We start from the raw sequence: 24,658 nt of genomic DNA on the forward strand, positions 1-24,658 counted from the left end.
GCCGACAAATGAAGATCGCCACCTTCAACATCAATAACATCAACAGCCGGCTGGAAAACCTTCTGGCCTGGCTGGCCAAGGCCAAACCCGATGTCGTCTGCCTGCAGGAGTTGAAATCCCGCGACACCCAATTCCCGCTGACTAGGCTTGCAAAGGCAGGCTATGGCGCGGTGTGGAAGGGCGAGCCGACCTGGAACGGCGTCGCCATCCTGGCGCGCGGCGCCGAACCGGTGCTGACGCGCGACGCGCTGCCCGGCGACGACACCGACCGCCAGGCCCGTTACATCGAGGCCGCGGTCGACGGCGTCGTCATCGCCTGCCTCTATGCACCGAACGGCAACCCGCAGCCGGGGCCGAAATTCGCCTACAAGCTCGCTTGGCACGAGCGGTTCGCGGCGCATGCCGGGCAGCTTCTCGACACCGGTCTGCCGGTGGTGCTCGCCGGCGATTTCAACATCGTGCCCGAGCCGCGTGACATCTACGCCACCCGCTCCTACGACGACAATGCGCTGGTGCAACCTGAAAGCCGCGCCGCCTTCGCCGCGCTGATCGACCAGGGCTGGACCGACGCGCTGCGCAAGGTCTTTCCCAAGGAGGAGCGGCTCTACACTTTCTGGGATTACCGCCGGAACCGCTGGCCGCGCGACGCCGGCTTGCGGCTCGACCACATATTGCTGTCGAGGAAGCTCGCTCGAAAGCTGAAAGGGGCGGGCATCGACCGCGAGGTGCGGGGAGGGGAAAATCCCAGCGATCACGCGCCGGTCTGGGTGAAGTTGGAGTGAGAAAACAGAAACGCCAGCATCTCTTCGAGATAGCTTCCGCGAACATAACTTGCGGCGGCAACGCTCGACGCTAGTCTGCTAGGAAATTGAGGGGATTAAATCTTATGCTGTTGGTTTCGGTCATTTGTACCCGCCCATCGCTTCCCCGCCATGGCTGATACCATCCTCGTCGCGCTCATCTCAGCCCTCGTCCTTGCCGGTGCGATCGCCCTCATCGCGATCGCGCTGCGCTGGCGCCGCAAGCGTCGCAGGGCGCGCGGCAACCCCAATCCGGCCGGCGATTATGCGCCACGCGCCAAGTGGGCGCCGACATCCGGCAAGCTCAACTTCTCGTCCTTCGTCTACATGGATGTCGACGGCGACGGCACCTATGGTCAAGCCGACCGGCCGATGGCGGGCATCGTGGTGCGGCTTTATGACGAGCGCGGCGCCTTCCTTGCCTCGGCGCGCAGCAACGCCGCCGGTTTCGCCAATTTTCCAATGTCGTCGAAGCGCCGCAGCGCGGCGATCCAGAGGCCCGGCAGATATCGCTTCTCGGTCTCGGTGCCGCCCGGCTGGCGCGCCAGCAGCGCCAACGCGGACCAGGCGGTCCGCTTGATGGAAGCGCCGGGCTCCATGGTTGGCCTTGCCGGCGAGGGCCTGCCGAAGCCGGTCGGCCTCGCGGTGGGACGGGCGGCGGGCGGCAGCACGCCGGCTAGGGCGGAAGCGACGCTGTCGGTCATGGGCAAGGGCCAGTTGCTCCAAAGCCACGCGCTGCCTGCGGACGCGGCCTTTCGCTTCCCGCTGAGCGTCGATGCCGATGAAATCGTCATTGTCGGCTCAGGGCTCGATCGAAGGCTGACGCTGTCGGCCTACCCGGTCAATCTCGGCCTGTTGGCGCCCGGCGCGCTCGCGCCCGACGCGCTATCCGGCGCTGGGCGGCAGGCCGCCGGCGGCGGCGCGCCTGGAAATCTTCGGCGCGGCCGGCGTGCTGTCGGTTTTTGCCGGGCTGCTCTTCCTCGCCGGCCTGCTGCCCGGCGCCGCCAGGCACGATCCGGCTGCCCCGTTGTTTGGCCGCGATGCCAAGATCGCGCCGGCCGGCCATCCGCGACTGCGCCGCGCAGCACTCGCTTTGCCGCTTTTGGCCCTGCTCCTCATCGTCGCCGACCAGCTCGGTCCGTGGCGGGCGTCGGGGCCGGGCAGCGACGGGGCGAAGGAAGTCGCCACCGCGCCGGTGGAGCCTCAGCCACCCGGGCCGAAGCCCGAGCCGAAGGCGAGCGCAAAACCAACCTCGCCGAAGGCGAGCGCAAAACCAACCTCGCCGAAGGCGAACGCAAAACCGACCACGCCGGAGACGAACGTCGAGCCAGCCGCGCAGCAACAGGCCGCGAAGCCCGCGCCGTCCGAGCCGGTTGCGGCTCCCGCCCAGCCGGCGCCGCCAGCCGCCGCGCCGGCCGAGTCCGCGCCGCCTGCCCAACCGGCACGGCATGTCCAGCCGAACGAGCAGACGGCACTCGCGCCGGCAACGCCGCCGCAGACGGTGGCGCCGCCTCCGCCGGCGCCTCCGGCCCAACCGACCGCGCCGGAAGGTCACCGCGACGCCGTGGTCTGGCTGGCGGTGTCCGCCGACGGCCACGAGATCATGAGTGCCAGCACCGACCGCATGATCAAGCTCTGGGACATCGACGGCAAGCGGCTGATCCGCGATCTTGGTGAGCACAAGGACATGGCGCGCAGCGCGCTTTTTATGCCTGACGGCAAGACCGCGCTCACTGCCGGCGACGACGGCGAGGTCGTGCTGCGCCAGCTCTCCGACGGCACGGTGCTGCACGTCTTCTCCTCAGGGGCGAACGGCGGCGTCAGGCAACTGAAGGTCAGTCAGGACGGCAAGCGCGCCGTCAGCGGTCACGACACCGGTTCCGTGGTTGTCTGGGACCTGGAGAAGGGGACGGTGTCGCATGTGCTGCCGGGCCACGACTGGTCGGTGAGTTCCGTCGCCATCTCGCCCGACGGCACCAAGGCCCTCACCGGCAGCATCGACGGTGAGCTGAAGCTTTGGGATATCGTTGCCGGCAAGCAGCTGCGCAGCTGGCACGGCCACGACCGTGGCGCCTATGGCGCGGTCTTCCTGGCCGACGGCCATCACGCGGTGACCGGCAGCGGCGACTACACGATAAAACTCTGGGACCTCGACACCTTCAAGGAAGTCCGCCGCTTCGGCGGCCATTCCGGCACGGTCTACGCGCTCGCTCTGTCGGCTGACGGCAAACGGCTCGGCTCTGTCTCGCTGGATGGCACGGCTCGGATCTGGAACATGGACACCGGCGCCGAGATCGCCGAGTTCGACCCCGGCACCGGGCCGATGTACTCGGTGGCGTTTGCCGCCGACGGGACGCTTTTGACCGGCGGCATCGACCGCACCATCCGCGACTGGCCCGCGGCAGGCGGCGATGGCACGGTGGTGTTTGCCGGGGCGCCGGAATAACGTTGCCGATTGGCGAAAGCCCGTGTGACAGCCGATCTCCCCCTTGCGGAGATGCTCGGCAGGGCAGAAGGAGGTCGCTGTCCCGCCAGCCTATCCGAAGAAGGCCTGTACAAGAGCTGTCGGAGCAGCCATCGTCGCCCCGTGAGCAACACTGCCGAACCCACTTATTTTGTCCTGCAGGAGATCGATCCCGCGACCGGTTCGGCTGTCTCCGAGGCTCGAATCTGCGTCTTCGACTTGAAAAAGCTCAGCGCGGTTCTGGGTTGCAGCAGCACACAGCTATCAGGCTTGTGGGAATTGAACCCAGCGGATCTTGAGAGGCTGGGCGCGATAAGTGTTCCGGCCTGCGAGCCAGACCCGAGGTTCAATCGCATCGAGTCCTGGCATCCAGTCCGCGAGACACCGTATCTCGTTCATACAAATTTCGAACTGCCGCTGATGTTGGAAGGCCGCAAGCCGTTGGCGATGTTCCAAGACGCCTATCCAACACAGTGGCTGAAGGACACGCTGAAGCGCTTCGATCCCGTCGTTCGATCCGGTCGATTGGTCCGCCGCATCGTCGACACGCCGTTCACCGAGGCCGAGCGCGCGCTCTTCCCCGGGTTCCGGAAATGGCGACGCATCTTCTTCGCCTTGCCCGGAGAGGAATGGCGGATAGAGGCGTTTCTGCTGGTGTCGAAAGTCTCAGCGAAGACCGGCTGGAACGAAGCTCTCGAAAGGATGGAGGGCTCCCTTCTCGGCTATGAGGATTGGCAGAACGACTGGTGGATCGAACACAGAGCAGGGCTCCGGGAGGACGTTCGTGAAAACTAGGGTAGCGCTTGCCGGGCTATGGGAGAGACCGGCCGGACAGCATCCCCCTCTGGCCTGCCGCGCATCTCCTCCGAGAGAGGGAGATCAGCAGCTTCGGCGATAGCACCCCCCTGCACGTCGGCGATTGTCGACAGCCTGCGCGCGAGCAATCTCCCCTTGCGGGTGCGATGCCCGGCAGGGCAGAGGGGGAGGTGACGGAACGCAAGCTCTGCAAAGGAATTCGCCCGCCATCATGCCCACACTCTACCTCGTCGAAGCTTCGATCGCCGATCTGCGCCGTGCGCTGGAAGACGGCACCGTCACCAGTGTCGAACTGGTGGGCGCTTATCTCAGGCGCATCGCCCATTACGACCGCCACGGCATCGCGCTCAACGCCGTGCCCATCCTCAATCCAAACATGTTCGAAGAAGCGGCCGCCTCGGATCGCCGCCGTCGCGAGGGCAAGACGCTAAGTCCGCTCGACGGCATCCCCTACACCGCCAAGGACAGCTACAAGGCCAAGGGGTTGACGGTGGCGGCCGGTTCGCCCGCCTTCGAGCATCTCACGGCAAACGAGGACGCTTTCACCATTGCACGCCTGCGCGCGGCGGGCGCGGTGCTGATCGGCCTCACCAACATGCCGCCGATGGCCAATGGCGGCATGCAGCGCGGCGTCTATGGCCGCGCCGAAAGCCCGTACAACAGGGATTTCCTCACCGCCGCTTTCGCCTCCGGCTCTTCGAACGGTTCCGGCACGGCGACCGCCGCCAGCTTCGCGGCCTTCGGACTGGGCGAGGAAACCTGGTCGTCGGGCCGCGCGCCGGCTTCCAACAATGCGCTGGTCGCCTACACGCCGTCGCGCGGCGTCATCTCGGCGCGCGGCAACTGGCCTCTGGTGCCGACCATGGATGTGGTGGTGCCGCATACGCGGACCGTTGCCGACATGCTGGAGCTGCTCGATGTGATCGTCGCCGACGATGCCGAGACGCGGGGCGATTTCTGGCGCGTGCAGCCCTGGGTGCAAATCCCGAAAGCCTCGACGCTGCGGCCGGCGAGCTATGCGGGGCTTGCCGTGCAAGGCGCGCTCAAGGGTAAGAGACTCGGCGTGCCGAAAATGTATATCGGCAAAGACGAAGACGCCGACCGGCCGATCGAGACACGCGCCTCGGTGCTTGAGCTTTGGCGGCAGGCGGGCGCGCGATCTGGAAGCGCTCGGCGCGGAGGTCATTGAGGTCGATTTTCCTGTCGTCTCCAACTACGAGCGCGACCGCCCGGGCGCGCGCTCCATGGTCGACCGCAGGCTCATGCCGACGGAATTCGCCGAGCGCGAGATCTGGGACCTTTCCATCTGGTCGTGGGACGATTTCCTGCGCGCCAATGCCGATCCGGCGATCCCCGATCTTGCTTCGGTCGACGGCGCAAAGATCTTCCCGCAACCGCCGGGCACGTTGCGCGACCGCTATGGCGATGCCGATTTCGATCTGGCGCAATATGTCGAGCGCGCGAAGCAGGGCGTGGCGCGACTGGAAGATATCCCAACCGTCGAGGACGGTCTGAAGGGCCTGGAAGCAACGCGCCGCGCCGACTTCGAGGACTGGCTCGATGCCAACCGCCTCGATGCCGTGGTGCTGCCGGCCGTCGCCGATGTCGGCCCGGCCGATGCCGATGTCAACGAGGCTTCCGCCCGGCTTGCCTGGCGCAACGGCACCTGGGTCGCCAACGGCAATCTGGTCTGGCGCCATCTCGGCATCCCGACGGTGACGGTGCCGATGGGCACCATGGCCGATATCGGTATGCCGGTCGGCCTCACCTTCGCCGGCAAGGCCTATGATGACGTGGCGCTGCTGACCGTCGCCGGCGACTATGAGCGCGCCACAAGGCGCCGCACCGCTCCGCCGCGCACGCCGCCGCTGGCGGAGGATGTGTTTGCGGGGGACAGCGGTGTGACGAGTGGCGCCGGCGATGCGCCGGTTGCCCTGATGCTGACCGCCGAAACCGTCCGCGCCGGCGACACGGACGAGATCACGATCGCGCTGGAGATCGAGGCGGGCAAGCCGGGGCCGGAGGCGGCTGTGAAAGTCCACGTCAACGGCAAGCCGGTGATCATGCAGGCCGGGGGGAACCGCTACACCGGCCGGATCGTGGTGCCGGCCGCGACGCATCAAGGCTTCCACAGCGTATGGCGTGGTTCCTATGGCTCTATCGTCACCGCTATCGTGAGGCTGGCAGATGGGCGCACTGCCGGAGCATATGCCGTGACGGGCGGGATTGGTTAGCCCTCACCTTCTCCCGCAAGGGGAGAAGGTGTGCGCTCCTACTACCCCACCCAATCCACCAGCAACGCTGCCACTCCGAATACCGCGCCTGCCGAGCACACCGCAGTCCAGCCGCCCCAGGCCCAGGCGAGGCCGGCCAGCAGCGAGCCGATAGCGCCGCCGATGAAGAAAATGCCGACGAACAGCCCGTTGATACGGCCCCGCGCCTTCGGCTGCAGCAGGTTGACAGCACGGCGGCCAAGCGTCTGGTCGCCGGTGACTCCGATATCGAGCATCACGGCGCTGAGGCCCATGAAGATGAGCGGCAGCCATAGCGGGTCGGCCTCGGCCGAGCCGGCCCACGCGGCTAGGCCGAGCGCCGCGATCAGCACGAGATGGCACAGGATCGTGGCCGGGCGCGTAAGGCCACGGTCGCCGGCGCGGCCGAAGATTGGCGTCACCGCCGCACCTCCGGCGCCAACCAGCGCGAACAGCGCGATGCCTTTCTGGCCGAGATCGAAGGGCGGAGCCGAGAGGCGAAGCGCCACTGCCGTCCAGAACACGCTGAAGGCCGCCATCACCAGGCTCGCCGTGAAGGCGCGGCGGCGCAGCACGGGCTCCTGACCCAGAAGTCCGACCAGCGAGGCGATGAGCCCCGTGTAGCTTGCATGCGCCAGGGGCTTCCGCCTCGGCAGCGTTAAGCCAAGCAGGATGGCGAGCAGCCCAAGTGCCGCGGCACTGATGCCATAGAAGGCGCGCCACCCGAAGGCCTCGGCGACGAGGCTGGCGATCGGACGTGACAAGAGGATGCCGATCATCAGCCCGCTCATGACGTCGCCGATGACGCGCCCGTCCTGTCCGGGCGGCGCCATCGAGGCCGCGACCGGCACCAGCACCTGGATGCAGGAACAGGCCGCGCCGAGCACGAACAACACGGCAAGCAGCGAGGTGGCGGACGGCGCGAAGAAAGCGACCGCCGCCGCGAGTGCGGCCGCGGCGAGCATGCGCAGCACCAGCACGCGGTTTTCGACCAGATCCGACAATGGCACCAGGAAGAACAGCCCCGCCGCGTAGCCAAGCAGCGTGGCCATCGAGACCAGGCCACTCTCCGATGCCGCCGCGCCCAGCGACGGACCGATCAGTCCGACCAGCGTCTGCGGGGCGAACAGATTGGTGACGATGATGCCGACCGAGGCGGCGAACAGCAGGGTCTGGGACCGGGTGATAGTGCTGGCGGCCTCGCTTGGCCGTTCCGCCAATGGCGCGTTGTGTACGTGCATCAAAGTTTTCCTCGTCCGCATATTTCACGAGGACTTTATTCGGAATGATCATAATGCTACAATTGAAATGATCTGATAATGATTATGCGAGATGCGCATGAACATCCATGATCTCGAAGCCTTCGTCGCCGTTGTCGAGACCGGCTCCATTGTCGGCGCTTCGGCCAGACTCAACCTCACTCAGCCCGGCGTGACGCGCCGGGTGCAGAACCTCGAGGAGCGGCTGGCGACGCCTTTGCTCGACCGCCAGTCGAAGCCGCTCAAACCCACCGCATCTGGCCGCGAGGCCTATGAGCATGGCCGCCGCGTGCTGCGTTCGCTGGAGGATCTGAAGGCGGGCGTCTCGCCGGCGGGGGAGGTGAGGGGCGAATTCCGCCTCGGCATCATGCCCTATCTCTCGACCAGCGCGCTGTCTGAGCCGCTCGACAGTCTTCGCGCGGCCTTCCCGCAACTGACGCTGAAGATCACCTCCAGCTTGTCGCCGCGCCTGGTGGAGCAGGTGCTGCATAGCGAGATCGATGCCGTCGCGGTCTGCCTCGCCGAGGGTGTCGCGCCGCCGCCCGAACTCGTCGGCGACGATCTCGGCGTGCAGGCGGTGCTGCTGGTGGCTTCGCCAAGTCTCGGCGTGCCGAAGCCGGCCGAACTCAACGATCTCGCGCGCTACCCTTGGGTGCTCAACGAGACCGGCTGCGGCTTCCGCGCCTTCATCCGCCACCGCTTCGAGGCGGCGCGGCTGCCTTTCCATGTCGGCGTCGAGGCGCAGGGCGCGGATCTGAGAATGTCACTCGTGGCGCGCGGCCACGGCATCGGTGTCGTCACGCCAGGCGCCCTGTCGGGCAGCCAGTGGCGCGACGCGGTCGAAGTGATCGATTGCCCTGGCTTCAAGCCGCAAGTGCGCTGCTGGCTGCTCCACCGCCCCCCGGCCGGCAGGCTGGCGCGCCCGATCGCCGTCTTCCGCGACGCGCTGGCGGAGGCGCTGAAGGGCCCGATGCCGCTGATGTCGTAGGTGCGCTATCTCAACCCCAGCTAAATCAGACCGGTCGCCTGCAAGCCATCATTCCTCCTCAGGCTCTTTCATCGCGCGATGCCACGGTTGGTCCTTGCCGTCCCGCCAGGCACACCAGCCATAGGGGAGGTCCCAGAGTTCGCGGAGCGAGCTATCGAATTTCACCATCTCAGACAGGCCGACAAGCATGGCGTCGGCCATCCTGAAATCGACAGCCCGGTTCAGGAACTGCCAGGCGCCATCGTCGTCATCGTGAGCAACGTAATCTACAATGTGCTCGCCCCTGATTATCTGATGAATCGTAATGACGGCCACATTTGGCGGATCGTCAAAAGGCCAATTAGGTCAGCGACAGTCATACGCAAGTTCCCGTGGGTTGGCGTATGATGCTTCTCGTCAGGAAGGCAATGAAGCGAGCCAGGCGTCCCAGCATTCCTGTTGCATCCTTGGAAAGGCAGGCACCACATCGTGGCCATCGGCAAAGATGTTGACCAGGTCCGTCTCCTTCGGTGGCTGTCCCATCCTTATTTTGCAGGCGATTAGTCCCCGGCTCATTTCGATCACCGTTCCCTCCGGGTATACTCTCCCGCTGGCGCCGTAGCAGAAAGGCAGCAGTCCATCCAGTTCAAGGCGCAGGCGAATCTGGAATAGCGCTTCGAAATAGTCGTCCTCTTCGACCTCGATGACCTTGTCCCGATAACTGCAGACGAGTCGGCATTTTGTCCCCGCATCATGCAGCGTAAAGACAGCCTGCTCGTCATTGCCGTGTGTGCCTGCCCCGATCAGGAATACGGTGTATTGTTCCATCATCCTGCCCCCATTGCTTGTAACGATAGTTGCATCGCGCGCACATTGCAACTCTAGACTGTTCATAATCGCTTATGAGTTGTACCTTGTCCTTGACCCATCCCCTACCCACGCTATCTTCGCGCCATGCCGAACACCGCCCCCTCCGCAGCAGCGCCGCTGATCGTCATCGATCTGCAGGCCGGCATGTTCGATGGCCGTTTCGATCCGCCGATCCACGACGCCGACACGATCGCCGAGCGCGCGCGCAGGCTGATTGACTGGGCGCGGCGTTCCGGCCGCAAGGTGGCGTTCATCCGCCATGACGGGCCGGAAGGCGATCCGCTGGCGCCGGGCGCCTCCGGCCTGGCCGGTATGGCCGCTGCTCGGCCAGCACGCCGACGAGCCGACCTTCGGCAAAAGCGTCGGCAATGCTTTTTCCAACCCAGAACTCGCCGAATGGGTGGCCGGGCAGGGCGCAAACGACGTCGTGCTCATCGGCGCTCAGACCGATTTCTGCGTCGCCGCCACCGTAAAGGGCGCCTTCGCCCAAGGCCTCGGCGTCACCCTGGTTTCCGATGCGCATTCGACGCTGGATTCCTTGCAGGAAAAGGCGCCCGACATCATTGCCCGCCACAACCAGGCCTTCGAGGAACAGGGCGTGCGGATGAAAACGACGGCGGAGCTGACGGAAGGCTGAGCGCCATCTCCCACAAGGGAGAAGGATGAACCCCAACCCAAGGAGCTATTTTTGCCCACCCTCACTCTTCCCGCCGAAGGCGGCTGCCGCTGCGGCCGTGTGCGTCTGAAGATATCGGCAAGGCCGCTGCTCACCATGGCCTGCCACTGCACCGGCTGCCAATCGATGTCGTCGAGCGCCTATTCGCTGAGCGCGGCGATCCCGTCGGAAGGCTTCGAGGTGACCAAGGGCGAGCCGGTGGTCGGCGGTCTGCATGGCGCGTCGAAGCATTATTTCTGCGGCTACTGCATGACCTGGATGTTCACGCGCCCGGAAGGGATCGACTGGTTCGTCAATCTGCGCCCGACCATGCTCGACGACCATGCCTGGTTCACGCCCTTCATCGAGACATGGGCGGCCGAGAAATTGCCCTGGGCGGCAACGGCGGCCGTGCATAGCTATGAAGCGCTGCCGTCCTTCGAGGAATATGAGCCGCTGGTCGCCGAATACGCCGGCACCCAAGGCTGATCAAAGCGGGCCGGTCGAAAAACGGCGATCTAGGGCAGGGGCGCCCTTGCCATTTCCGTTCATGGTCGACGCGGCCGTTGGGGGCGCATTGTTGGGGATGTGCTTGGGCGTCCGCGTCGACCACGGCGGCCTCATACCGCAGGCTTCACCATGGCACATTTGCCACCCGCTGAAACTTCCGCGAAAACGGTATATGGCGGCGGTTGCACTTGCTTTGCTGCACACGGAGGAGAAAGCAAGGGCGAAACAGTTTCTATCCCTTGCTGCATTGACCTCGTCCGCCCGACCGGCGACGACTGACGCTTCCTTTTCAATGGATTGCATCGTGAATCAGACTCATTTTCTCAACGCCAGGCTCGCCGACGGCACGGTCGCTGACCTCACCGTAGCCGACGGCCGCTTCAGCGCCATCGCGCCTGCAGCCAATACGACGCCGCCGCAGGCCGGCACCATCGATCTTGCCGGCCAGTTGGTGCTGCCGGCTTTCGTCGAGGGCCATATCCATCTCGACACTTCCTTCTATGGCGACGCCTGGCGTCCGCACATTCCCTGCACCAATGGTTTCGATGTGCGCGAGCGGGTCGCTTTCCAGATGTGCAACCTCGAGCAGGCGGCACCAATGAAGGAGCGGGCGAGAAACCAGCTCGAGCTCTGTGTCGGCAATGGCAGTCTCGCCATGCGCAGCCACGTCATGGTCGATGCCGCGGTCGGGCTGAAGCATGTGGAGACGATTCTAGGGGTGCGGGAGAAATACCGCGACCTGATCGACATCCAGCTCGTCGCCTTCCCGCAGAGCGGCATCCTGTCCTCGCCAGGCGCGGCGGAGCTGCTCGACGAGGCGCTCAAGCTCGGCTGCGACCTGATCGGCGGCCTCGACCCGGCAAGCTTCGACCGCGATGTGAAGGGCCACCTCGATGTCGTCTTTGGCCTTGCCGAAAAGCACGGCGCCGGCGTCGACATCCACCTGCATGACCGCGGCTCGCTCGGCCTGTTCGAGATCGAGGAGATCGTCACCCGGACCACGGCGTCGGGCATGCAGGGAAAGGTCGCCGTCAGCCATGCCTATGCGCTGGGCGACATCTCCGCCGATGCGTTGGCCCGGGCGGCCGAGAGGATAGCGGATGCCGGCGTCGCCATCATGACCAACGCGCCCGGCGATCATCCTTTCCCGCCCGTGGCGGCGCTGCGCAAGGCGGGTGTCACGGTCTTTGCCGGTTCCGACAACATCCGCGATTCCTGGTGGCCCTATGGCGATGGCGACATGCTCAACCGCGCCAACATTATCGGCTACCGCTCCGGCTTCTACGAGGATTGGGAACTGGAAGCCGCCTACGACATGGTGAGCTGTGCCGGCGCCAAGGCGCTCGGGCTAGAAGGCTACGGCATCATGGTCGGCGCCAAGGCGGATTTCGTTGTGCTGAAGGCCGAGCACGTCCCGGAAGCGGTGGTGGCGGCGCCGAAGGAGCGCACCGTCTATCGCGCCGGCAGGGAAGTGGCGCGGGGCGGAAAAGTGAGTGCGAGATGCAACTGATTTAGGGGGCGCCCGTTTGTGCCGAGCTACAAGCCGCGCCGCCGCCTCGCTAGTTAGGGGAATCAGCCCATCAGGCGACAAGCCCAAGCGCCTGACATTGCGCGCCATGCAAGCTCCCGATTTTCGCACAGACCGCGTGGCCGATCCTACAAACTAATTTGCATGCATATGTTTCAAGCCGCTCCGGCTTCGTGAAGCATTTCACCGTTCGCGCGCTATCGACTGGTTACAGACGCATCGCAAAAGCGGCGCTGGGAAGAGGCGGCGCCGGTTTTCCGCCGCTGATTGATATGGAGGCTCTCATGATCAAAAGTCTTAACAGGATCCGCGCCGCCTTCGCGCAGGCCAGCAAGCGCCGGAGAACGACGCGCGAGCTCTACGAACTGCCGGCGGAGATCCAGAAGGACATCGGCTGGCCCGAGCGGGCCGAGCCCGACGAAATCCGCCTGCCGTTCTAGTCGCGCGGCGCCGACGCGAGGGCATCGGCGGTCGTGGTGGCTTGATGGGTCCCCGCCGGTTACCCCAGCCACCACCACAAGCCGCCAGCCGCCAGCGCGATCAGCACCGCGACGCCGGCAAGCATCAGATAGGATCCCGCGATCATGCCGTTGATGATCTTCTTGATGCTGGCCCGGTCGTTGAGATTGGGGAACGGCTCGTTGGGCAAAGCGACGCCGAGGAAATCGCAGAGCGGCGCCCAGCCATCGCTGACCTTGAACACCAAGAGCTTTTCCGGCGGCACTGCCGCCTTCACCTCTTCGATATAGGAATTGTAGCGCGCGACCGCCTTGTCGCGGTCGTTCATCACGCCTTTCAGCGTCCGGCCCCAGACCAGCTTGCGCGACATGTCGCCGAACTTGCGGCCGAATGGCGTCAGCCATTCCAGCACCTTGAACTGCCAGACATTCTCGGTGAAATAAATCGTGTCGATGGTGCTCTCATACCAGGCTTCGGCGCCGCGCGGGTGCAGCGTCAGAAGCACTTTGGCGTCCGGATAGGCGACCATCAGCTCGCGCCACACGCAGCAGCCCGGATTGTCCACGGTCGCACGATAATTGGCGAAGACACGGTTCCAGTCGTGCTGCGTGCCGGGCGGGCTGTTCGCCACCTTTCGCCAGAAATCGAGGTGGCCCTTGTTGGCCTTATTGATGATGACTTCCTGCATGTGATAGCTCGGAAAACCGAGCCGGTTCAGGGCGGCGAAAGTCGACCACGTGCCGGTGCGGCCGAATCCGGCCCCGATGACCTCGAGTGTCATGCGCGTTCCCCGTTCGTCCGGATTGATTTTCTCTCGGCTTCCGGTTCCTTGGCCGCGATCGTGCGCCTGTCCGGCCGACCGCGCAATGGCTTTCCATTAGCATACGTTGAAATCTGTAGGCCAAATGTTGCCCCGACGATGCGCCATGACCGTTTTGTGTATTCACGCGAAAGGCGTGGCCTGATAATAGGTCAATGAAGCTGACCTAAATAGGCACTGCGGAGGTGCGCCTTGACCCTGTTGAATCTTCTGGCCTCGCGCTCTTCGCGCATGAAGGCTTCCGAAATCCGCGAGCTCCTGAAACTGCTCGACCAGCCGGACATCATCTCCTTCGCTGGCGGCATTCCCGACCCCTCGCTGTTTCCGGCCGAAGCCATCGGCGGTGCCTACCAGGCCATGCTGGGCGGCGCGGAGGCGGGCGCCGCGCTGCAATACCAGGTCAGCGAAGGTTTTCTGCCGCTGCGCAAATGGCTGGCCGCCTATATGGGCAAGCTCGGCGTACAATGCGACGAAGGCAACATCTTCATCACCTCCGGCTCGCAGCAGGCGCTCGACTATCTCGGCAAGCTCTTTTTGTCCCCCGGCGACACTGCGCTTGTGACATGGCCGACCTATCTCGGCGCGCTCCAGGCCTTCAACGCCTATGAGCCGCGCTACGACCGGCTGAACACCGCCGGCGGCAACATGACGCCGGAGGCTTATCGCGCCGCCGCCGCTGCAAATGGCGGCAAGGTGAAGTTCGCCTATCTGGTGCCGGATTTCGCCAACCCGACCGGCAACACGCTGAACGTCAAGCAGCGCGAGGCGGTGCTCGATCTTGCCGGTGAGCTGGACATCGCCGTCATCGAGGACGCCGCCTATCGCGCGCTGCGCTATGACGGGGAGGGCGTGCCGCCGATCCTGGCGCTCGACTGCGCCCGCTCCGGCGGCATCGATCATGCCCGCACGCTCTATTGCGGCTCCTTCTCGAAGATCCTGTCGCCCGGCATGCGCGTCGGTTGGGTCTGCGCGCCGCGCCACGTCGTGGAGAAGCTGGTGCTGATGAAGCAGGCCTCCGACCTGCACAGCCCCTCGATCAATCAGATGGTCATGCATCGCGTCGCCGAGACCATCTTTGACGCACAGGTGGACAAGCTGATCGGCGCCTACCGCAAGCGCCGCGACGCGCTGCTTGGCGCGCTTGAGGCCAATATGCCGGAAGGCATTTCCTGGAGCCGTCCGGACGGGGGAATGTTCGTCTGGCTGACGCTGCCGGAAGGCACGGACGCAACCGAGCTCCTGACCCGCTCGGTGAAGGAGGCCCGCGTCGCCTTCGTGCCCGGCAACGCCTTCTACGCCGACGGCACCGGCCGCAACACGCTGCGCATGTCCTTCACCCTTGCCGACGACCGCGCGGTGAACGAGGGTGTGCCGCGGCTGGCGAAGCTGCTGCGGGGCTGAGCTGGCCATCACCTCATTCTCGCGCAGGCGTGATTGGTAGTGCGCAGGCGTGATTGTCCGCGCGGCCGATTCCTCGGCTAGTGTCGCTCTGATCCAACACCCCCTGGATCGAACCGACCGTGGGGTCCCACCTCCATGGTCCGAACGAAAGAGCCCCGACGGCCTCCACCGGCGGGGCTTTTTTGCTGTCCAGGCGGGCGGTCGCGCCAGCTTGCCCTTTTTCGGACCGCTTTTCCGCTACGCTCTGTTGTTCAGGGAGGATCAAATGACCTTGCGCCTCGGCCTCACCATGCTTGCCCTAATCGCCTTCGCCACCCAGGCGCAGGCGTTCGAGATTTCCAGCCCGTCGGTCTCCGACGGCAAATGGGACGCGAAATATCTCGGCGATAAGGCCGGCTGCGGCGGACAGAGTGTCTCGATCGCGCTTGGCTGGAAGGATCCGCCAGCGGGAACGAAAAGCTACGCGCTGACCATGTTCGACACCGATGCCAATGGCGGCAAGGGGTTCTGGCACTGGCTGGCCTGGAACATCCCGGCCAGCGCCAAGGGGCTGCGCGAGGGTGCCGGCGCGCAAGGCGGCAAGCGCATGCCCAAGGGCTCGGTGCTGGGCAAAGGCGGCGTCGGCCGCGCCGGCTATTTCGGCCCGTGCCCGCCTCCCGGCAGCGGCGACCATCACTATGTTTTCACGCTGTACGCGCTGGGTGAAAAGACATTGCGCATACCGGCCAACCCGCTGCCGGAGATGGTCTCGGTGGCCGCCAAGAGCTCGGCGCTCGGCGTGGCGACCGTGACCTATACCTATGGGAGGTAGCGGGGCGCCGGTGACGCCAAATCTTCCGGCGAGATTACCTCACTCGGCCGCCTCGAGCTTATCCTGCGTCTTCGTCTCGAAGTCGCTGGCGTCGTGGCGTTCGCGCAGCTGGAAGGCCGGATCGCCGGACATGCGGTTGACCATGCGCCCGCGGCTCACCGCCGGCCGCGCGTCGATCGCGTCGGCCCAGCGCTGCACATTCTTGTACTCGTGCACGGACAGGAACTCCGCGGCGTTGTTGTAGCTGCGGCCCTTGGCGAGCCCTCCATACCAGGGCCACACCGCAATGTCGGCGATCGTGTAATCGGGGCCGGCGAGATACTCGCTCTCCGCCAGCCTGCGGTCGAGCACATCCATCTGCCGCTTTGTCTCCATGGCGAAGCGGTCGATCGCGTATTCGATCTTGTGCGGCGCATAGGCGTAGAAATGGCCGAAGCCGCCGCCGAGATAGGGCGCGGAACCCATCTGCCAGAACAGCCATGAAAAGGTCTCAGCTCGCGCCGCGCGCTCGGTCGGCAGGAATTCGCCGAATTTTTCGGCGAGATAGGTGAGGATCGAGCCGGACTCGAACACGCGCACCGGCTTTGGCTCGCTGTGGTCCATCAGCGCCGGGATCTTCGAGTTCGGGTTGACCTTGACGAATCCGCTGCCGAACTGGTCGCCGTCGCCGATCTTGATCAGCCAGGCATCGTATTCCGCGCCCTTATGGCCGAGCGCCAGAAGCTCCTCCAGCATGATCGTCACTTTCTGACCGTTGGGCGTGGCCAGCGAGTAGAGCTGCAGCGGGTGCTTGCCGACCGGCAGTTCCTTCTCATGCGTCCGGCCCGCGATCGGCCGGTTGATCGAGGCGAACTCGCCGCCATTCGGCTTGTTCCAGGTCCAGACTTTCGGCGGGATATATTCGTCCATGTGCGGAGGCCTTGTGGATTTCAGCTTGTGGATTCAGGGGGCTGCGACGTCTCCTGATGGCGATAGACTTAGGTGCGGTCGCGCGCGCGTCAAAGAAAAAAGTTCAATCTTCGTTGAACTAGTGCTTGTGCCAGCTTGGCAAGGGAAGATCTGCCCTTGCGCCGCGCGCCTTCGGCCATACTTATAGACAAAGACCGCAATGCAGGATGGATTGATGACCATCGGGAAAATTTCGCGCTCCGTCGTTGCCGTGCGCGCCATGGTGCCGGACGACGCTTTCACCGCCAATGCGCTGGGTACGCGCCGTGAGGGCAGCGGCGTGGTGATCCGCGACAATGGCCTTGTGCTCACCATCGGCTATCTCATCACCGAGGCCGAGGAAGTGTGGCTGACCGACCAAGACGGCCGCGTGGTCGCGGCTCATGCGCTGGCCTATGACCAGGAGACCGGCTTCGGCCTCGTCCAGGCGCTGGCGCCGCTCGGACTGCCGGCGGTCCAGTTCGGCAGCGCCAGGAAGGCCAATATCGGAGATGCCGTGACGCTCGCCGACGGCATCGGCCAGCAGGTCGATGCCCACATCGTCACCAAGCAGGAATTCGCCGGCTACTGGGAGTATCTGATCGACGAGGCGATCTTCACGGCACCCGCGCATCCGTCCTGGGGCGGTGCGGCGCTGTTCGACCGCGACGGCAAGCTGCTTGGCGTCGGCTCGCTGCGCCTGCAGATGAGCCGCGCCGGGGAGGTCGCCGACATCAACATGGTCGTGCCGATCGACCTTCTGACGCCGATCCTCGACGATCTCATCAAGCGCGGCCAGGCGGCCAAGGCGCCGCGCCCATGGCTCGGCGCCTTCTCGGCCGAGTCGAACGGCATGGTGGTGGTGATGAGCGTGGCCGAAGGCGGCCCGGCCGCCCAGGCGGGCCTGCGTCAGGGCGACATCATCTCCGACGTGCGCGACGGCGAGGTCGACGGTCTGGCGGATTTTTACAGAAAGCTCTGGCAGAATCCGGCCGGCTCGGAAATCCCGCTGCGCGTCGTGCGCGACGGCCGCGAAACCTGGCTGCGCGTCAAATCCGCCGACCGCAATTCCTTCCTGAAGAAGCCGCAACTGCAGTAGCTCTGAAGCGCCGATGCATCCCAGGCTGCTGAAGACCTTCCTGGCGGTCGCGCGAACGCACAACGTCACGCGCGCGGCACAGGAGGTCAATCTCGCGCAGTCGAGCGTCAGCGACCAGATCCAGGCGCTGGAAACCGAGCTGGGCGCGCACCTCTTCACCCGCTCGCGGCAGGGGCTTGACCTGACGCCGGCGGGCGAGGCGCTGAAGCCCTATGCCGAGGACCTGCTGGCGCTTGCCGACGATGCCCGGGCCGCCGTAAATCTCACCCGCGCCGGGACGGCCGGCAGCCTGTCGATCGGCGCCTTGGAGACGATCGCCTCGGCAAGGCTTGCCGGCTGGCTCGCCCGTTTCCGGGCCAAGCATGCCGGTATCGACATCAAGCTCAAGGTGGCCGGCAGTGGCGAGCTGCTGCGCCGGCTGGGCGACGGCGAGATCGACGTCGTTTTCTGCTTCGAGCGACCCGCCGAACTTGAGGAGGCCGTCGCACCGGACCCGCGCTTTGCCAGGCGCGTGGTAGCGGCCGAGCCGCTGGCGCTCATCGCGCCGCCCGGCGACAACCGGACCGATATCGACTTGGCGGCGCTGGCCGAGAAGCATTTCGTCGCCACCGAGACCGGCTGCGTCTACCGTGCCATGGTTGAAAAGGCGTTCGCCGAAGCGGGCCTGGGCGAGCCAAGCTTGGCCGCCGAAGCCGGCAGCATCGACGCCATCACCGGGCTGGTGGCGGCAGGCGCCGGCTTCGGCCTCGTGCCGCGGCTGGCGGTTGCCGCCGCGATCGAGCGCGGCGAAGTCGCCGAGCTTGCCTGGCCGGGCTCGGTCCGCTCGGCCGACATCGTAATGACCTGGCGTCGACGGCGCGTGCAGCCCCCGGTGCTGAAAGCGCTGCTCACTGCTATAGGGGAGGGCTTCGCGCCGGTCACACCAGCCGGTGCCCGCCCTCGACATGCAGCGTCTCTCCGGTCGTGAAGCCGTTGCCGATCAGGAAGCGGATTGCGTCGGCAATGTCCTCGGGCCTTCCGACCCGCCCCGCGGGCAATCGCTCCGCCATGGCGGCCAGGGTCTCGGCCTTCCTGTCGCCCGCGACGAACTCCCAGATCGGCGTATCGACCCAGCCTGGCGAGACGGCGTTGACGCGGATCGGCGCCAGCTCGACGGCCAGAGCCCGCACCAGCCCTTCCAGCGCTGCGTTGACAGCCGCGACGACCGAGCCGCGCGCCGCTGGCCGATAGGCGGCGATGCCCGAGACGAAGGTGAGGGAGCCGCTCGGCGGCAGCATCGGCGCGCCATGCTTGGCGAGCAGCAGCGGTCCATGGAACTTGCTTTCCACCACACGCTGCGCGGCTGGAAGCTCGATCTGTGGCAACAGCCGGTAGGCGCCCTTTATGTCGGCCGCCGTGCTGACGATATGATCGACCCTGCCGATGCGCTGAAACAGTGCGGCGACCTCATCCTCGCGGCTGATGTCGGCCACCGCCGTTTCGAGTGTATCTCGGCGGCCGAGCGCTTCCCGCGCCGCGCTCAGCTTCGCTTCGCCGCGCCCGGCGATGATGACGTGCGCGCCTTCCTCGAGGCATCGTCTGGCAAGCGCCAGCCCCATGCCCGAACTGCCGCCGACGACCAGGATTTTTTGCTTGTCCATGTCCACGCCCTTCCTCTGCATCGGCAGGGGTTTTGGCAGGCTGCCGCGCGAAGCGGAAACGGAAGAAACCGATTATGGTATCGGAGCGTCCGATGGCATGTACCGCCTGCTGACAGAAACTGGCACCAGCGGTTGCTACAACCGCCGCGGAATCGTCCACATTGGTGTACGATGAACACGAGGTGACGATGGCCCCGATCAAGGTCGATCCAGACAAGGTGCGTGAATTTCCCGATGCGGAAAGCTTCTATGCCTGGCTTGCCGACAATCACGCCGGCGAAAGCGAGGTCTGGATCAAGATCCACAAGGTCGGTTCGGGGCTACCGTCGATCACGCCGAAGGAAGCGATCGACGTCGTGCTCTGCTTCGGCTGGATCGATGCGGTGCGGAAGTCGCTCGACGACAAGAGCTTCCTGCAGCGCTACACGCCGCGCGGCAAAAAGAGCATCTGGAGCAAGATCAACATCGACAATGTCGCGCGCCTGATTGAGGCGGGCCGCATGACCGAGCACGGCCTGCGCGAGGTCGAGGCCGCCAAGGCTGATGGCCGCTGGGATCGCGCCTATGGCGGATCGAGGGAGATGACCATCCCGCCCGACCTGCAGGCCGCGATCGATGCCGAGCCGAAGGCGAAGGCAATGCTGGAGAAGCTTTCGGCGCAGAACCGCTTCGCGCTCGCCTTCCGCACCCACAACATGAAGACCGAGGCAGGGCGCAAGAAAAAGATCGCCGATCTGGTGGCGATGCTGAAGCGCGGCGAGACGATCCACCCGCAGAAGAAGTAGGGCATGATCCCGAACCGAACGACCGCGGCTAGCGAAAGTGGTCGCCGGCTTTCGGAAAAGATCATTCCGCACTAGAACCGCAAACAAAAACGCCGCCCGGAAGGGAGGGCGGCGTTTTCGGGAAGCGATGATCCTGAACCCTTTGCAAGCGGTCCAGGATCATCCGGTCATGAAACGCGACAGGTCTTACGCGGCCTTCTTCGCAACATGCTTCTTCACATGGTGCTTGCGCACGTGATGCTTCTTCACGTGATGCTTGCGGTGGTTCCTAACGTGGTGGTTGCGGGCGTTATGGCGGCGATGATGCTTCTTCAGCTTCTTGTGCGGGCCATTGGCGGCGGGCTTTGCCGTTTCGGCGGCCGCCGGAGCGGCGGTGGTCGCGGCCGGAGCCGTGGTCGTCGCCGGAGCCGTGGTCGTCGTGGTCTGGGCGTTGGCGGCCGGCACCGCGAAAGCGAGCGCGACGGCAAGGCCGAGTGCGGAAAGAAGGGTCTTTTTCATAGTCGGCATTCCTTTCGAGGATCGATGTCTGTTGTCGCGCCGCGTCGTTCGGCTGCTCCGCTTACCGTTATGACAGCAGCTCTTTTCGCGAGTTTTTCCACACTGTTGAATCTTGTTTCCCGATCGTGTCCGGCTCCTCCCCGCGGAAAGGGATGGCCGCGGGGCAAGTGCGGGCCGGCAACAGTCGCCGTGGCGATCAGCCATCGGCTTGCGATGAAGGCGGCCATCCACCGGCCGGTTAGGGCAGGCTTTTCATGAGCCCAATCGCACGATGCGTGCGAGTTCCGCGCCCTAATCATTCGATCCGATCGGTGCCATCTTGCTGTCGACGTCCGAACAGGAGCAGGAACAATGACCACCAACACAGATCCTTCCGGCAAGGTGGCGCTCGTCACCGGCGGCAACCGTGGCATTGGCCTGGAGACGGCAAGGCAACTGGCCGAACTCGGCTTCGCCGCGCTGATCGGCGTGCGTGATCTTGCCAAGGGCGAGGCGGCGGCGAAGCGGCTTCACGGCAAGGTCGAAGCCATCGAGTTGGATGTCGCCGCGCCCGAGGCGGCGGCCCGCGCCGCGGCAGAGGTCGAACGCCGGTTCGGTCGGCTCGATATTTTGGTTAACAACGCGGCGATCCATTACGACCCTTCGGCGCGGGCGCTCAAGCCCGACTGGACGGTGATCCGCGAGGCCTTCGAGACCAATGTCTTCGGCGCCTGGCGCGTGGCCGCTGCCTTCGCGCCGCTGCTTGGCGCTTCCGGCCATGGCCGGCTGGTCAACGTCTCGTCGGAGGGTGGTTCGCTCGCTTCGATGGGTGCCGGCGCGCCGGCCTACTCGACCAGCAAGGCGACGCTCAACGCGCTGACCCGCATCCTGGCCGCGGAACTGCGCGGCTCAGGCGTCCTGGTCAATTCGATCTGCCCCGGCTGGGTCGCGACCGAGATGGGCGGTCCCGGCGGGCGGCCGGTCGCGGAAGGAGCGGCCGGCATCGTCTGGGCCGCGACCTTGCCCGACGATGGGCCGACCGGCGGCTTTTTCCGCGACGGCAAAGGGCTGCCGTGGTGAGCGGCCGGTCATTGTCGGCGCGCAGTCCGAAGCCTAGCGTTCCGATGTCTTCGACAGCAAAACAAGTGGCCGCGAGGTGAGGGCGACGCTTGGTGTTCAAGGCTGACGAACGGTCACGCTGCTGTGACACCACCTGCCTATGCGCCATGCTACGAAAATAGCATTCCAGGCTCGCGAAATGTGATGCTAGGTTCCTGCATGCGGGGCGGTAGAGGGTCGAGCAGAGGAGGGCAACCGGGCGCGAAACCCGCACTTTCCAAGATATCGGGCGCAACCATTGAACCATCGCGAGGCCGCCGCGTTTCCTGTGGCTGGCCACCAGGGAGGAACCACCAGTGAAAGCATCCTGTCTCGTCTCGGCCGCGCTGCTCGCGGCGACCGCAATGCCGGCGGCGGCCGGCCAGATTTCCGACGGCAAGGTCAAGATCGGCATCTTGAACGACCAGTCGGGTGTCTACGCCGATTTCGGCGGCAAATGGTCGGTCGAGGCCGCCAAGATGGCGGTTGAGGATTTCGGCGGCAAGGTGCAGGGCGCGCCGATCGAGATCGTCAGCGCCGACCATCAGAACAAGCCCGACATCGCCTCCAACATCGCGCGCCAGTGGTACGACACCGAGCAGGTCGACGCGATCATGGAACTCACGACCTCGTCCGTGGCCCTGGCCGTCCAGGGGCTTTCCAAGGAAAAGAAGAAGATCGACATCGTCACGGGTGCTGCCGCCACCGACCTCACCGGCAAGCAATGCTCGCCCTACGGCTTCCACTGGGCCTATGACACCCATTCGCAGGCCGTCGGCACGGGCGGCGAGCTGGTCAAGCAGGGCGGTGACAGCTGGTATTTCATCACTGTCGACTACGCCTTCGGCTATTCGCTGAAGGACCAGACCGCCAAGCTTGTCGAGGCGAGCGGCGGCAAGGTGCTGGGCGAGGTGCGCTATCCGCTCGGCTCCACCGACTATTCGTCCTTCCTGCTCCAGGCGCAGTCCTCCGGCGCCAAGATCGTCGGGCTCGCCAATGCCGGCCTCGACACGTCCAACTCGATCAAGCAGGCCGCCGAGTTCGGCATCGTCGCCGGCGGCCAGCGGCTGGCGGCGCTGCTGTTCACGCTGGCCGAAGTGCACGGTCTCGGCCTGCAGGCGGCGCAGGGCGTCGTGCTGACCGAAGGGTTTTACTGGGACCGCGATGATAAGAGCCGCGAATTCGCCCAGCGCTTCTTCAAGCGCACCAACCGCATGCCCAACATGATCCAGGCCGGCACCTATTCGGCGGTGACGCAATATCTCAAGGCTATCGACAAGGCTGGCACCGACGAGACCGAGGCGGTGGCCAAGGAGCTGCATGAGATGCCGGTCAACGACGTCTTCACCGCCAATGGCAAGGTGCAGGCCGACGGCTCCATGGTGCACGACATGTATCTCTATCAGGTCAAGAAGCCGGAAGAGTCCAAGAAAGACTGGGATTACTACACTTATCTGGCGACGATTCCCGGCGACAAGGCCTTCATGAAGGCCGAGGACAGCGGTTGCCCGCTCGTCACCAAGTGACGCCCGACACCGCCACCGCTGTCCGCCAGGACAGCACCGATGAGACGCCGCGGGTGGTGCTTTCCGCCCGCGGTCTGCGGCGCGACTTCGCCGGCTTCGTCGCGGTCAAGGATGTCGACCTCGATGTCCACCACGCCAGGATCCATGCGCTCATCGGCCCGAACGGCGCCGGCAAGACGACCATCTTCAACCTGCTGACCAAGTTCCTGCAGCCGACCAGCGGCAGGATCGAGTTGCTCGGCACCGACATCACCCGCACGCCGCCGGCGAAAGTGGCGCGCATGGGCCTCGTCCGCTCCTTCCAGATTTCGGCGATCTTTCCGCACCTCTCGGTGCTCGACAATGTGCGCGTGGCGCTGCAGCGCCCAAGCGGGCTGGGCTACCAGTTCTGGCGCCCGGTCTCGGCGCTCGAACAGTTGACGCCCAGGGCGCGGGAGCTGCTTGCCATCGTCGGCCTCGACGACGCGGCGCATCGCCTGGCGGGCGATCTCTCCTATGGGCGCAAGCGCGTGCTGGAGATAGCCACGACATTGGCACTCGACCCGAAAGTGCTTCTGCTCGACGAGCCGATGGCCGGGATGGGGCATGAGGATGTCGGCATGATCTCCGGGATCATCCGCTCGCTGGCCAGGGACCGCGCCGTGCTGATGGTCGAGCACAATCTCACCGTTGTCGCCGACCTCTGCGACTGGATCACCGTCATGCAGCGCGGCCAGGTGCTGGCTGCCGGCGACTACGCCACCGTCAGCCGTGACGAGCGCGTGCGCGTCGCTTACATGGGGACGGAGCATGAGTGAGCCGCTGCTTGCCGTGCGCGACCTGAACGCCTGGTATGGTGAGGGCCATGCGTTGCACGGCGTCAATCTCGACGTCATGCGCGGCGAGACCGTGACGCTGCTCGGCCGCAATGGCGTCGGCAAGACGACGACGCTGCGCGCCATCATGGGACTGATCCGCAAGCGCACCGGCTCCGTAACCTTCAACGGCAAGGACCTGATCGGCCTGCCGCTTCACCGCATCGCCCATCAGGGCGTCGGCTTCGTGCCGGAGGAGCGCGGCATTTTCGCGACGCTGACCGTCGACGAGAATCTCGTCCTGCCGCCGGTGGTGGCCAAGGGCGGCATGAGCGTGGAGGAGATCTTCGAGCTCTTCCCCAACCTCAAGGAACGCCGCAACAGCCAGGGCACGAAGCTATCGGGTGGCGAGCAGCAGATGCTGGCGATCGCCCGCATCTTGAGGACCGGCGTCGAGATGCTTTTGCTCGACGAGCCGACGGAAGGGCTGGCACCGGTCATCGTCCAGCGCATCGGCGAGTTGCTGGCGACGCTGAAGAAGCGCGGTATGACCATCCTCCTAGTCGAGCAGAATTTCCGCTTCGCCGCCCGCATCGCCGACCGTTTCTACCTGATGGACCACGGCAAGGTGGTGGAAGGCTTCCCGGTCGGCCAGCTTTCAGCGCACACCGATAAGCTGCACGAGGTGCTGGGGGTATGA

26 protein-coding genes and 1 pseudogene are annotated in these 24,658 nt (G+C 65.2%); 19 read left to right on the top strand and 8 right to left on the bottom strand.

All coding sequences use genetic code 11. The features are described 5' to 3' along the window. The first annotated feature begins 8 nt into the window (after window positions 1-8). The gene (gene xth, locus ACVMIM_RS17765) at window positions 9-782 is read left to right on the top strand and encodes an exodeoxyribonuclease III (protein ID WP_041001383.1); all 774 of its coding nucleotides are present in this window, start codon (window positions 9-11) and stop codon (window positions 780-782) included. 413 nt (window positions 783-1,195) lie between these two features. Here xth and ACVMIM_RS17770 read toward each other — a convergent pair whose 3' ends face one another. Continuing rightward, on the bottom strand, window positions 1,196-1,504 hold the full coding sequence (locus ACVMIM_RS17770) for a hypothetical protein (RefSeq protein ID WP_476113570.1): 309 nt from the start codon (window positions 1,502-1,504) through the stop codon (window positions 1,196-1,198). A gap of 245 nt (window positions 1,505-1,749) precedes the next feature. Here ACVMIM_RS17770 and ACVMIM_RS17775 point away from each other — a divergent pair, with 245 nt between their 5' ends. From ACVMIM_RS17775 to ACVMIM_RS17785, 3 genes and pseudogenes are all read left to right on the top strand, one after another. After that, the gene (locus ACVMIM_RS17775) at window positions 1,750-3,246 is read left to right on the top strand and encodes a WD40 repeat domain-containing protein (RefSeq protein WP_476113572.1); all 1,497 of its coding nucleotides are present in this window, start codon (window positions 1,750-1,752) and stop codon (window positions 3,244-3,246) included. Window positions 3,247-3,387: 141 nt separating this feature from the next. Then, window positions 3,388-4,059 carry a hypothetical protein gene (locus ACVMIM_RS17780; protein WP_476113574.1) on the top strand — a complete coding sequence of 224 codons (672 nt, stop codon included), beginning with the start codon at window positions 3,388-3,390 and terminating at the stop codon, window positions 4,057-4,059. Window positions 4,060-4,291: 232 nt separating this feature from the next. Further along, window positions 4,292-6,314, top strand: a pseudogene (locus tag ACVMIM_RS17785) (amidase). Window positions 6,315-6,355: 41 nt separating this feature from the next. On the opposite strand, the gene ACVMIM_RS17790 reads toward ACVMIM_RS17785, so the two are convergent. Next, complete coding sequence (locus ACVMIM_RS17790; protein ID WP_476113576.1) at window positions 6,356-7,573, bottom strand: MFS transporter; 1,218 nt, start codon at window positions 7,571-7,573, stop codon at window positions 6,356-6,358. Window positions 7,574-7,670: 97 nt separating this feature from the next. Between ACVMIM_RS17790 and ACVMIM_RS17795 the strand changes: the two genes are divergently transcribed. Then, entirely contained in the window at window positions 7,671-8,579 is a 909-nt protein-coding gene (locus tag ACVMIM_RS17795) for a LysR family transcriptional regulator (protein WP_476113578.1), read from the top strand. 48 nt (window positions 8,580-8,627) lie between these two features. On the opposite strand, the gene ACVMIM_RS17800 is transcribed toward ACVMIM_RS17795, so the two are convergent. Both ACVMIM_RS17800 and ACVMIM_RS17805 read right to left on the bottom strand, forming a co-directional pair. Continuing rightward, window positions 8,628-8,894: a hypothetical protein gene (locus tag ACVMIM_RS17800; protein ID WP_476113580.1), complete on the bottom strand. Its 267-nt coding sequence runs from the start codon at window positions 8,892-8,894 to the stop codon at window positions 8,628-8,630. Window positions 8,895-8,975: 81 nt separating this feature from the next. Beyond that, window positions 8,976-9,386 carry a hypothetical protein gene (locus ACVMIM_RS17805; RefSeq protein ID WP_476113581.1) on the bottom strand — a complete coding sequence of 137 codons (411 nt, stop codon included), beginning with the start codon at window positions 9,384-9,386 and terminating at the stop codon, window positions 8,976-8,978. A gap of 301 nt (window positions 9,387-9,687) precedes the next feature. On the opposite strand from ACVMIM_RS17805, the gene ACVMIM_RS17810 reads away from it, so the two are divergent. The 4 genes from ACVMIM_RS17810 (at window position 9,688) to ACVMIM_RS17825 (ending at window position 12,561) form a co-directional block, all read left to right on the top strand. Continuing rightward, on the top strand, window positions 9,688-10,065 hold the full coding sequence (locus tag ACVMIM_RS17810) for a cysteine hydrolase family protein (RefSeq protein WP_476113583.1): 378 nt from the start codon (window positions 9,688-9,690) through the stop codon (window positions 10,063-10,065). Between the two features lie 51 nt (window positions 10,066-10,116). Further along, on the top strand, window positions 10,117-10,572 hold the full coding sequence (locus ACVMIM_RS17815) for a GFA family protein (protein ID WP_041001373.1): 456 nt from the start codon (window positions 10,117-10,119) through the stop codon (window positions 10,570-10,572). Window positions 10,573-10,885: 313 nt separating this feature from the next. Further along, entirely contained in the window at window positions 10,886-12,103 is a 1,218-nt protein-coding gene (locus tag ACVMIM_RS17820; protein ID WP_476113584.1) for an amidohydrolase family protein, read from the top strand. A 302-nt stretch (window positions 12,104-12,405) separates the two neighbouring features. Then, complete coding sequence (locus ACVMIM_RS17825; protein WP_224516067.1) at window positions 12,406-12,561, top strand: DUF1127 domain-containing protein; 156 nt, start codon at window positions 12,406-12,408, stop codon at window positions 12,559-12,561. Between the two features lie 59 nt (window positions 12,562-12,620). On the opposite strand, the gene ACVMIM_RS17830 is transcribed toward ACVMIM_RS17825, so the two are convergent. Continuing rightward, on the bottom strand, window positions 12,621-13,361 hold the full coding sequence (locus ACVMIM_RS17830) for a sulfotransferase family protein (RefSeq protein ID WP_041001367.1): 741 nt from the start codon (window positions 13,359-13,361) through the stop codon (window positions 12,621-12,623). A gap of 270 nt (window positions 13,362-13,631) precedes the next feature. On the opposite strand from ACVMIM_RS17830, the gene ACVMIM_RS17835 reads away from it, so the two are divergent. Together ACVMIM_RS17835 and ACVMIM_RS17840 are read left to right on the top strand one after the other, a co-directional pair. Further along, complete coding sequence (locus ACVMIM_RS17835) at window positions 13,632-14,801, top strand: aminotransferase-like domain-containing protein (protein WP_476117282.1); 1,170 nt, start codon at window positions 13,632-13,634, stop codon at window positions 14,799-14,801. A 265-nt stretch (window positions 14,802-15,066) separates the two neighbouring features. Then, entirely contained in the window at window positions 15,067-15,612 is a 546-nt protein-coding gene (locus tag ACVMIM_RS17840; RefSeq protein ID WP_476113586.1) for a YbhB/YbcL family Raf kinase inhibitor-like protein, read from the top strand. Window positions 15,613-15,651: 39 nt separating this feature from the next. Here the strand turns inward: ACVMIM_RS17840 and yghU are convergent, their stop codons facing one another. Next, the gene (gene yghU / locus ACVMIM_RS17845) at window positions 15,652-16,521 is read right to left on the bottom strand and encodes a glutathione-dependent disulfide-bond oxidoreductase (RefSeq protein WP_476113587.1); all 870 of its coding nucleotides are present in this window, start codon (window positions 16,519-16,521) and stop codon (window positions 15,652-15,654) included. Window positions 16,522-16,735: 214 nt separating this feature from the next. On the opposite strand from yghU, the gene ACVMIM_RS17850 reads away from it, so the two are divergent. Further along, window positions 16,736-17,638 (top strand): S1C family serine protease, encoded by a 903-nt coding sequence (locus tag ACVMIM_RS17850; RefSeq protein WP_041002667.1) that lies wholly within the window; start codon window positions 16,736-16,738, stop codon window positions 17,636-17,638. A 13-nt stretch (window positions 17,639-17,651) separates the two neighbouring features. Beyond that, window positions 17,652-18,605, top strand: a complete 954-nt coding sequence (locus ACVMIM_RS17855; RefSeq protein WP_476113588.1) for a LysR family transcriptional regulator — start codon at window positions 17,652-17,654, stop codon at window positions 18,603-18,605. Here the strand turns inward: ACVMIM_RS17855 and ACVMIM_RS17860 are convergent. After that, window positions 18,556-19,278 (bottom strand): SDR family oxidoreductase, encoded by a 723-nt coding sequence (locus ACVMIM_RS17860; protein ID WP_476113590.1) that lies wholly within the window; start codon window positions 19,276-19,278, stop codon window positions 18,556-18,558. The genes ACVMIM_RS17855 and ACVMIM_RS17860 overlap by 50 nt on opposite strands. On the opposite strand from ACVMIM_RS17860, the gene ACVMIM_RS17865 reads away from it, so the two are divergent. Both ACVMIM_RS17865 and ACVMIM_RS17870 read left to right on the top strand, forming a co-directional pair. Next, window positions 19,277-19,453: a hypothetical protein gene (locus tag ACVMIM_RS17865; RefSeq protein WP_476113591.1), complete on the top strand. Its 177-nt coding sequence runs from the start codon at window positions 19,277-19,279 to the stop codon at window positions 19,451-19,453. The two genes, ACVMIM_RS17860 and ACVMIM_RS17865, sit on opposite strands and share 2 nt — an antisense overlap. Before the next feature lie 13 nt (window positions 19,454-19,466). Further along, entirely contained in the window at window positions 19,467-20,063 is a 597-nt protein-coding gene (locus tag ACVMIM_RS17870) for a YdeI/OmpD-associated family protein (protein ID WP_041001356.1), read from the top strand. A gap of 186 nt (window positions 20,064-20,249) precedes the next feature. Here ACVMIM_RS17870 and ACVMIM_RS17875 read toward each other — a convergent pair whose 3' ends face one another. Next, window positions 20,250-20,561: a hypothetical protein gene (locus tag ACVMIM_RS17875; protein WP_476113592.1), complete on the bottom strand. Its 312-nt coding sequence runs from the start codon at window positions 20,559-20,561 to the stop codon at window positions 20,250-20,252. Window positions 20,562-20,912: 351 nt separating this feature from the next. On the opposite strand from ACVMIM_RS17875, the gene ACVMIM_RS17880 reads away from it, so the two are divergent. From ACVMIM_RS17880 to ACVMIM_RS17895, 4 genes are all read left to right on the top strand, one after another. Beyond that, entirely contained in the window at window positions 20,913-21,620 is a 708-nt protein-coding gene (locus ACVMIM_RS17880) for an SDR family NAD(P)-dependent oxidoreductase (RefSeq protein WP_476113593.1), read from the top strand. 335 nt (window positions 21,621-21,955) lie between these two features. Beyond that, window positions 21,956-23,164, top strand: a complete 1,209-nt coding sequence (locus ACVMIM_RS17885) for an ABC transporter substrate-binding protein (protein WP_476113594.1) — start codon at window positions 21,956-21,958, stop codon at window positions 23,162-23,164. Continuing rightward, complete coding sequence (locus ACVMIM_RS17890) at window positions 23,161-23,961, top strand: ABC transporter ATP-binding protein (RefSeq protein WP_476117284.1); 801 nt, start codon at window positions 23,161-23,163, stop codon at window positions 23,959-23,961. The genes ACVMIM_RS17885 and ACVMIM_RS17890 overlap by 4 nt, the downstream gene beginning before the upstream one ends. After that, a complete protein-coding gene (locus ACVMIM_RS17895; RefSeq protein ID WP_476113596.1) occupies window positions 23,954-24,658 on the top strand; it encodes an ABC transporter ATP-binding protein in 705 nt (234 codons plus the stop codon). The genes ACVMIM_RS17890 and ACVMIM_RS17895 overlap by 8 nt, the downstream gene beginning before the upstream one ends.

It is taken from the genome of Mesorhizobium sp. USDA 4413 (assembly GCF_056280365.1).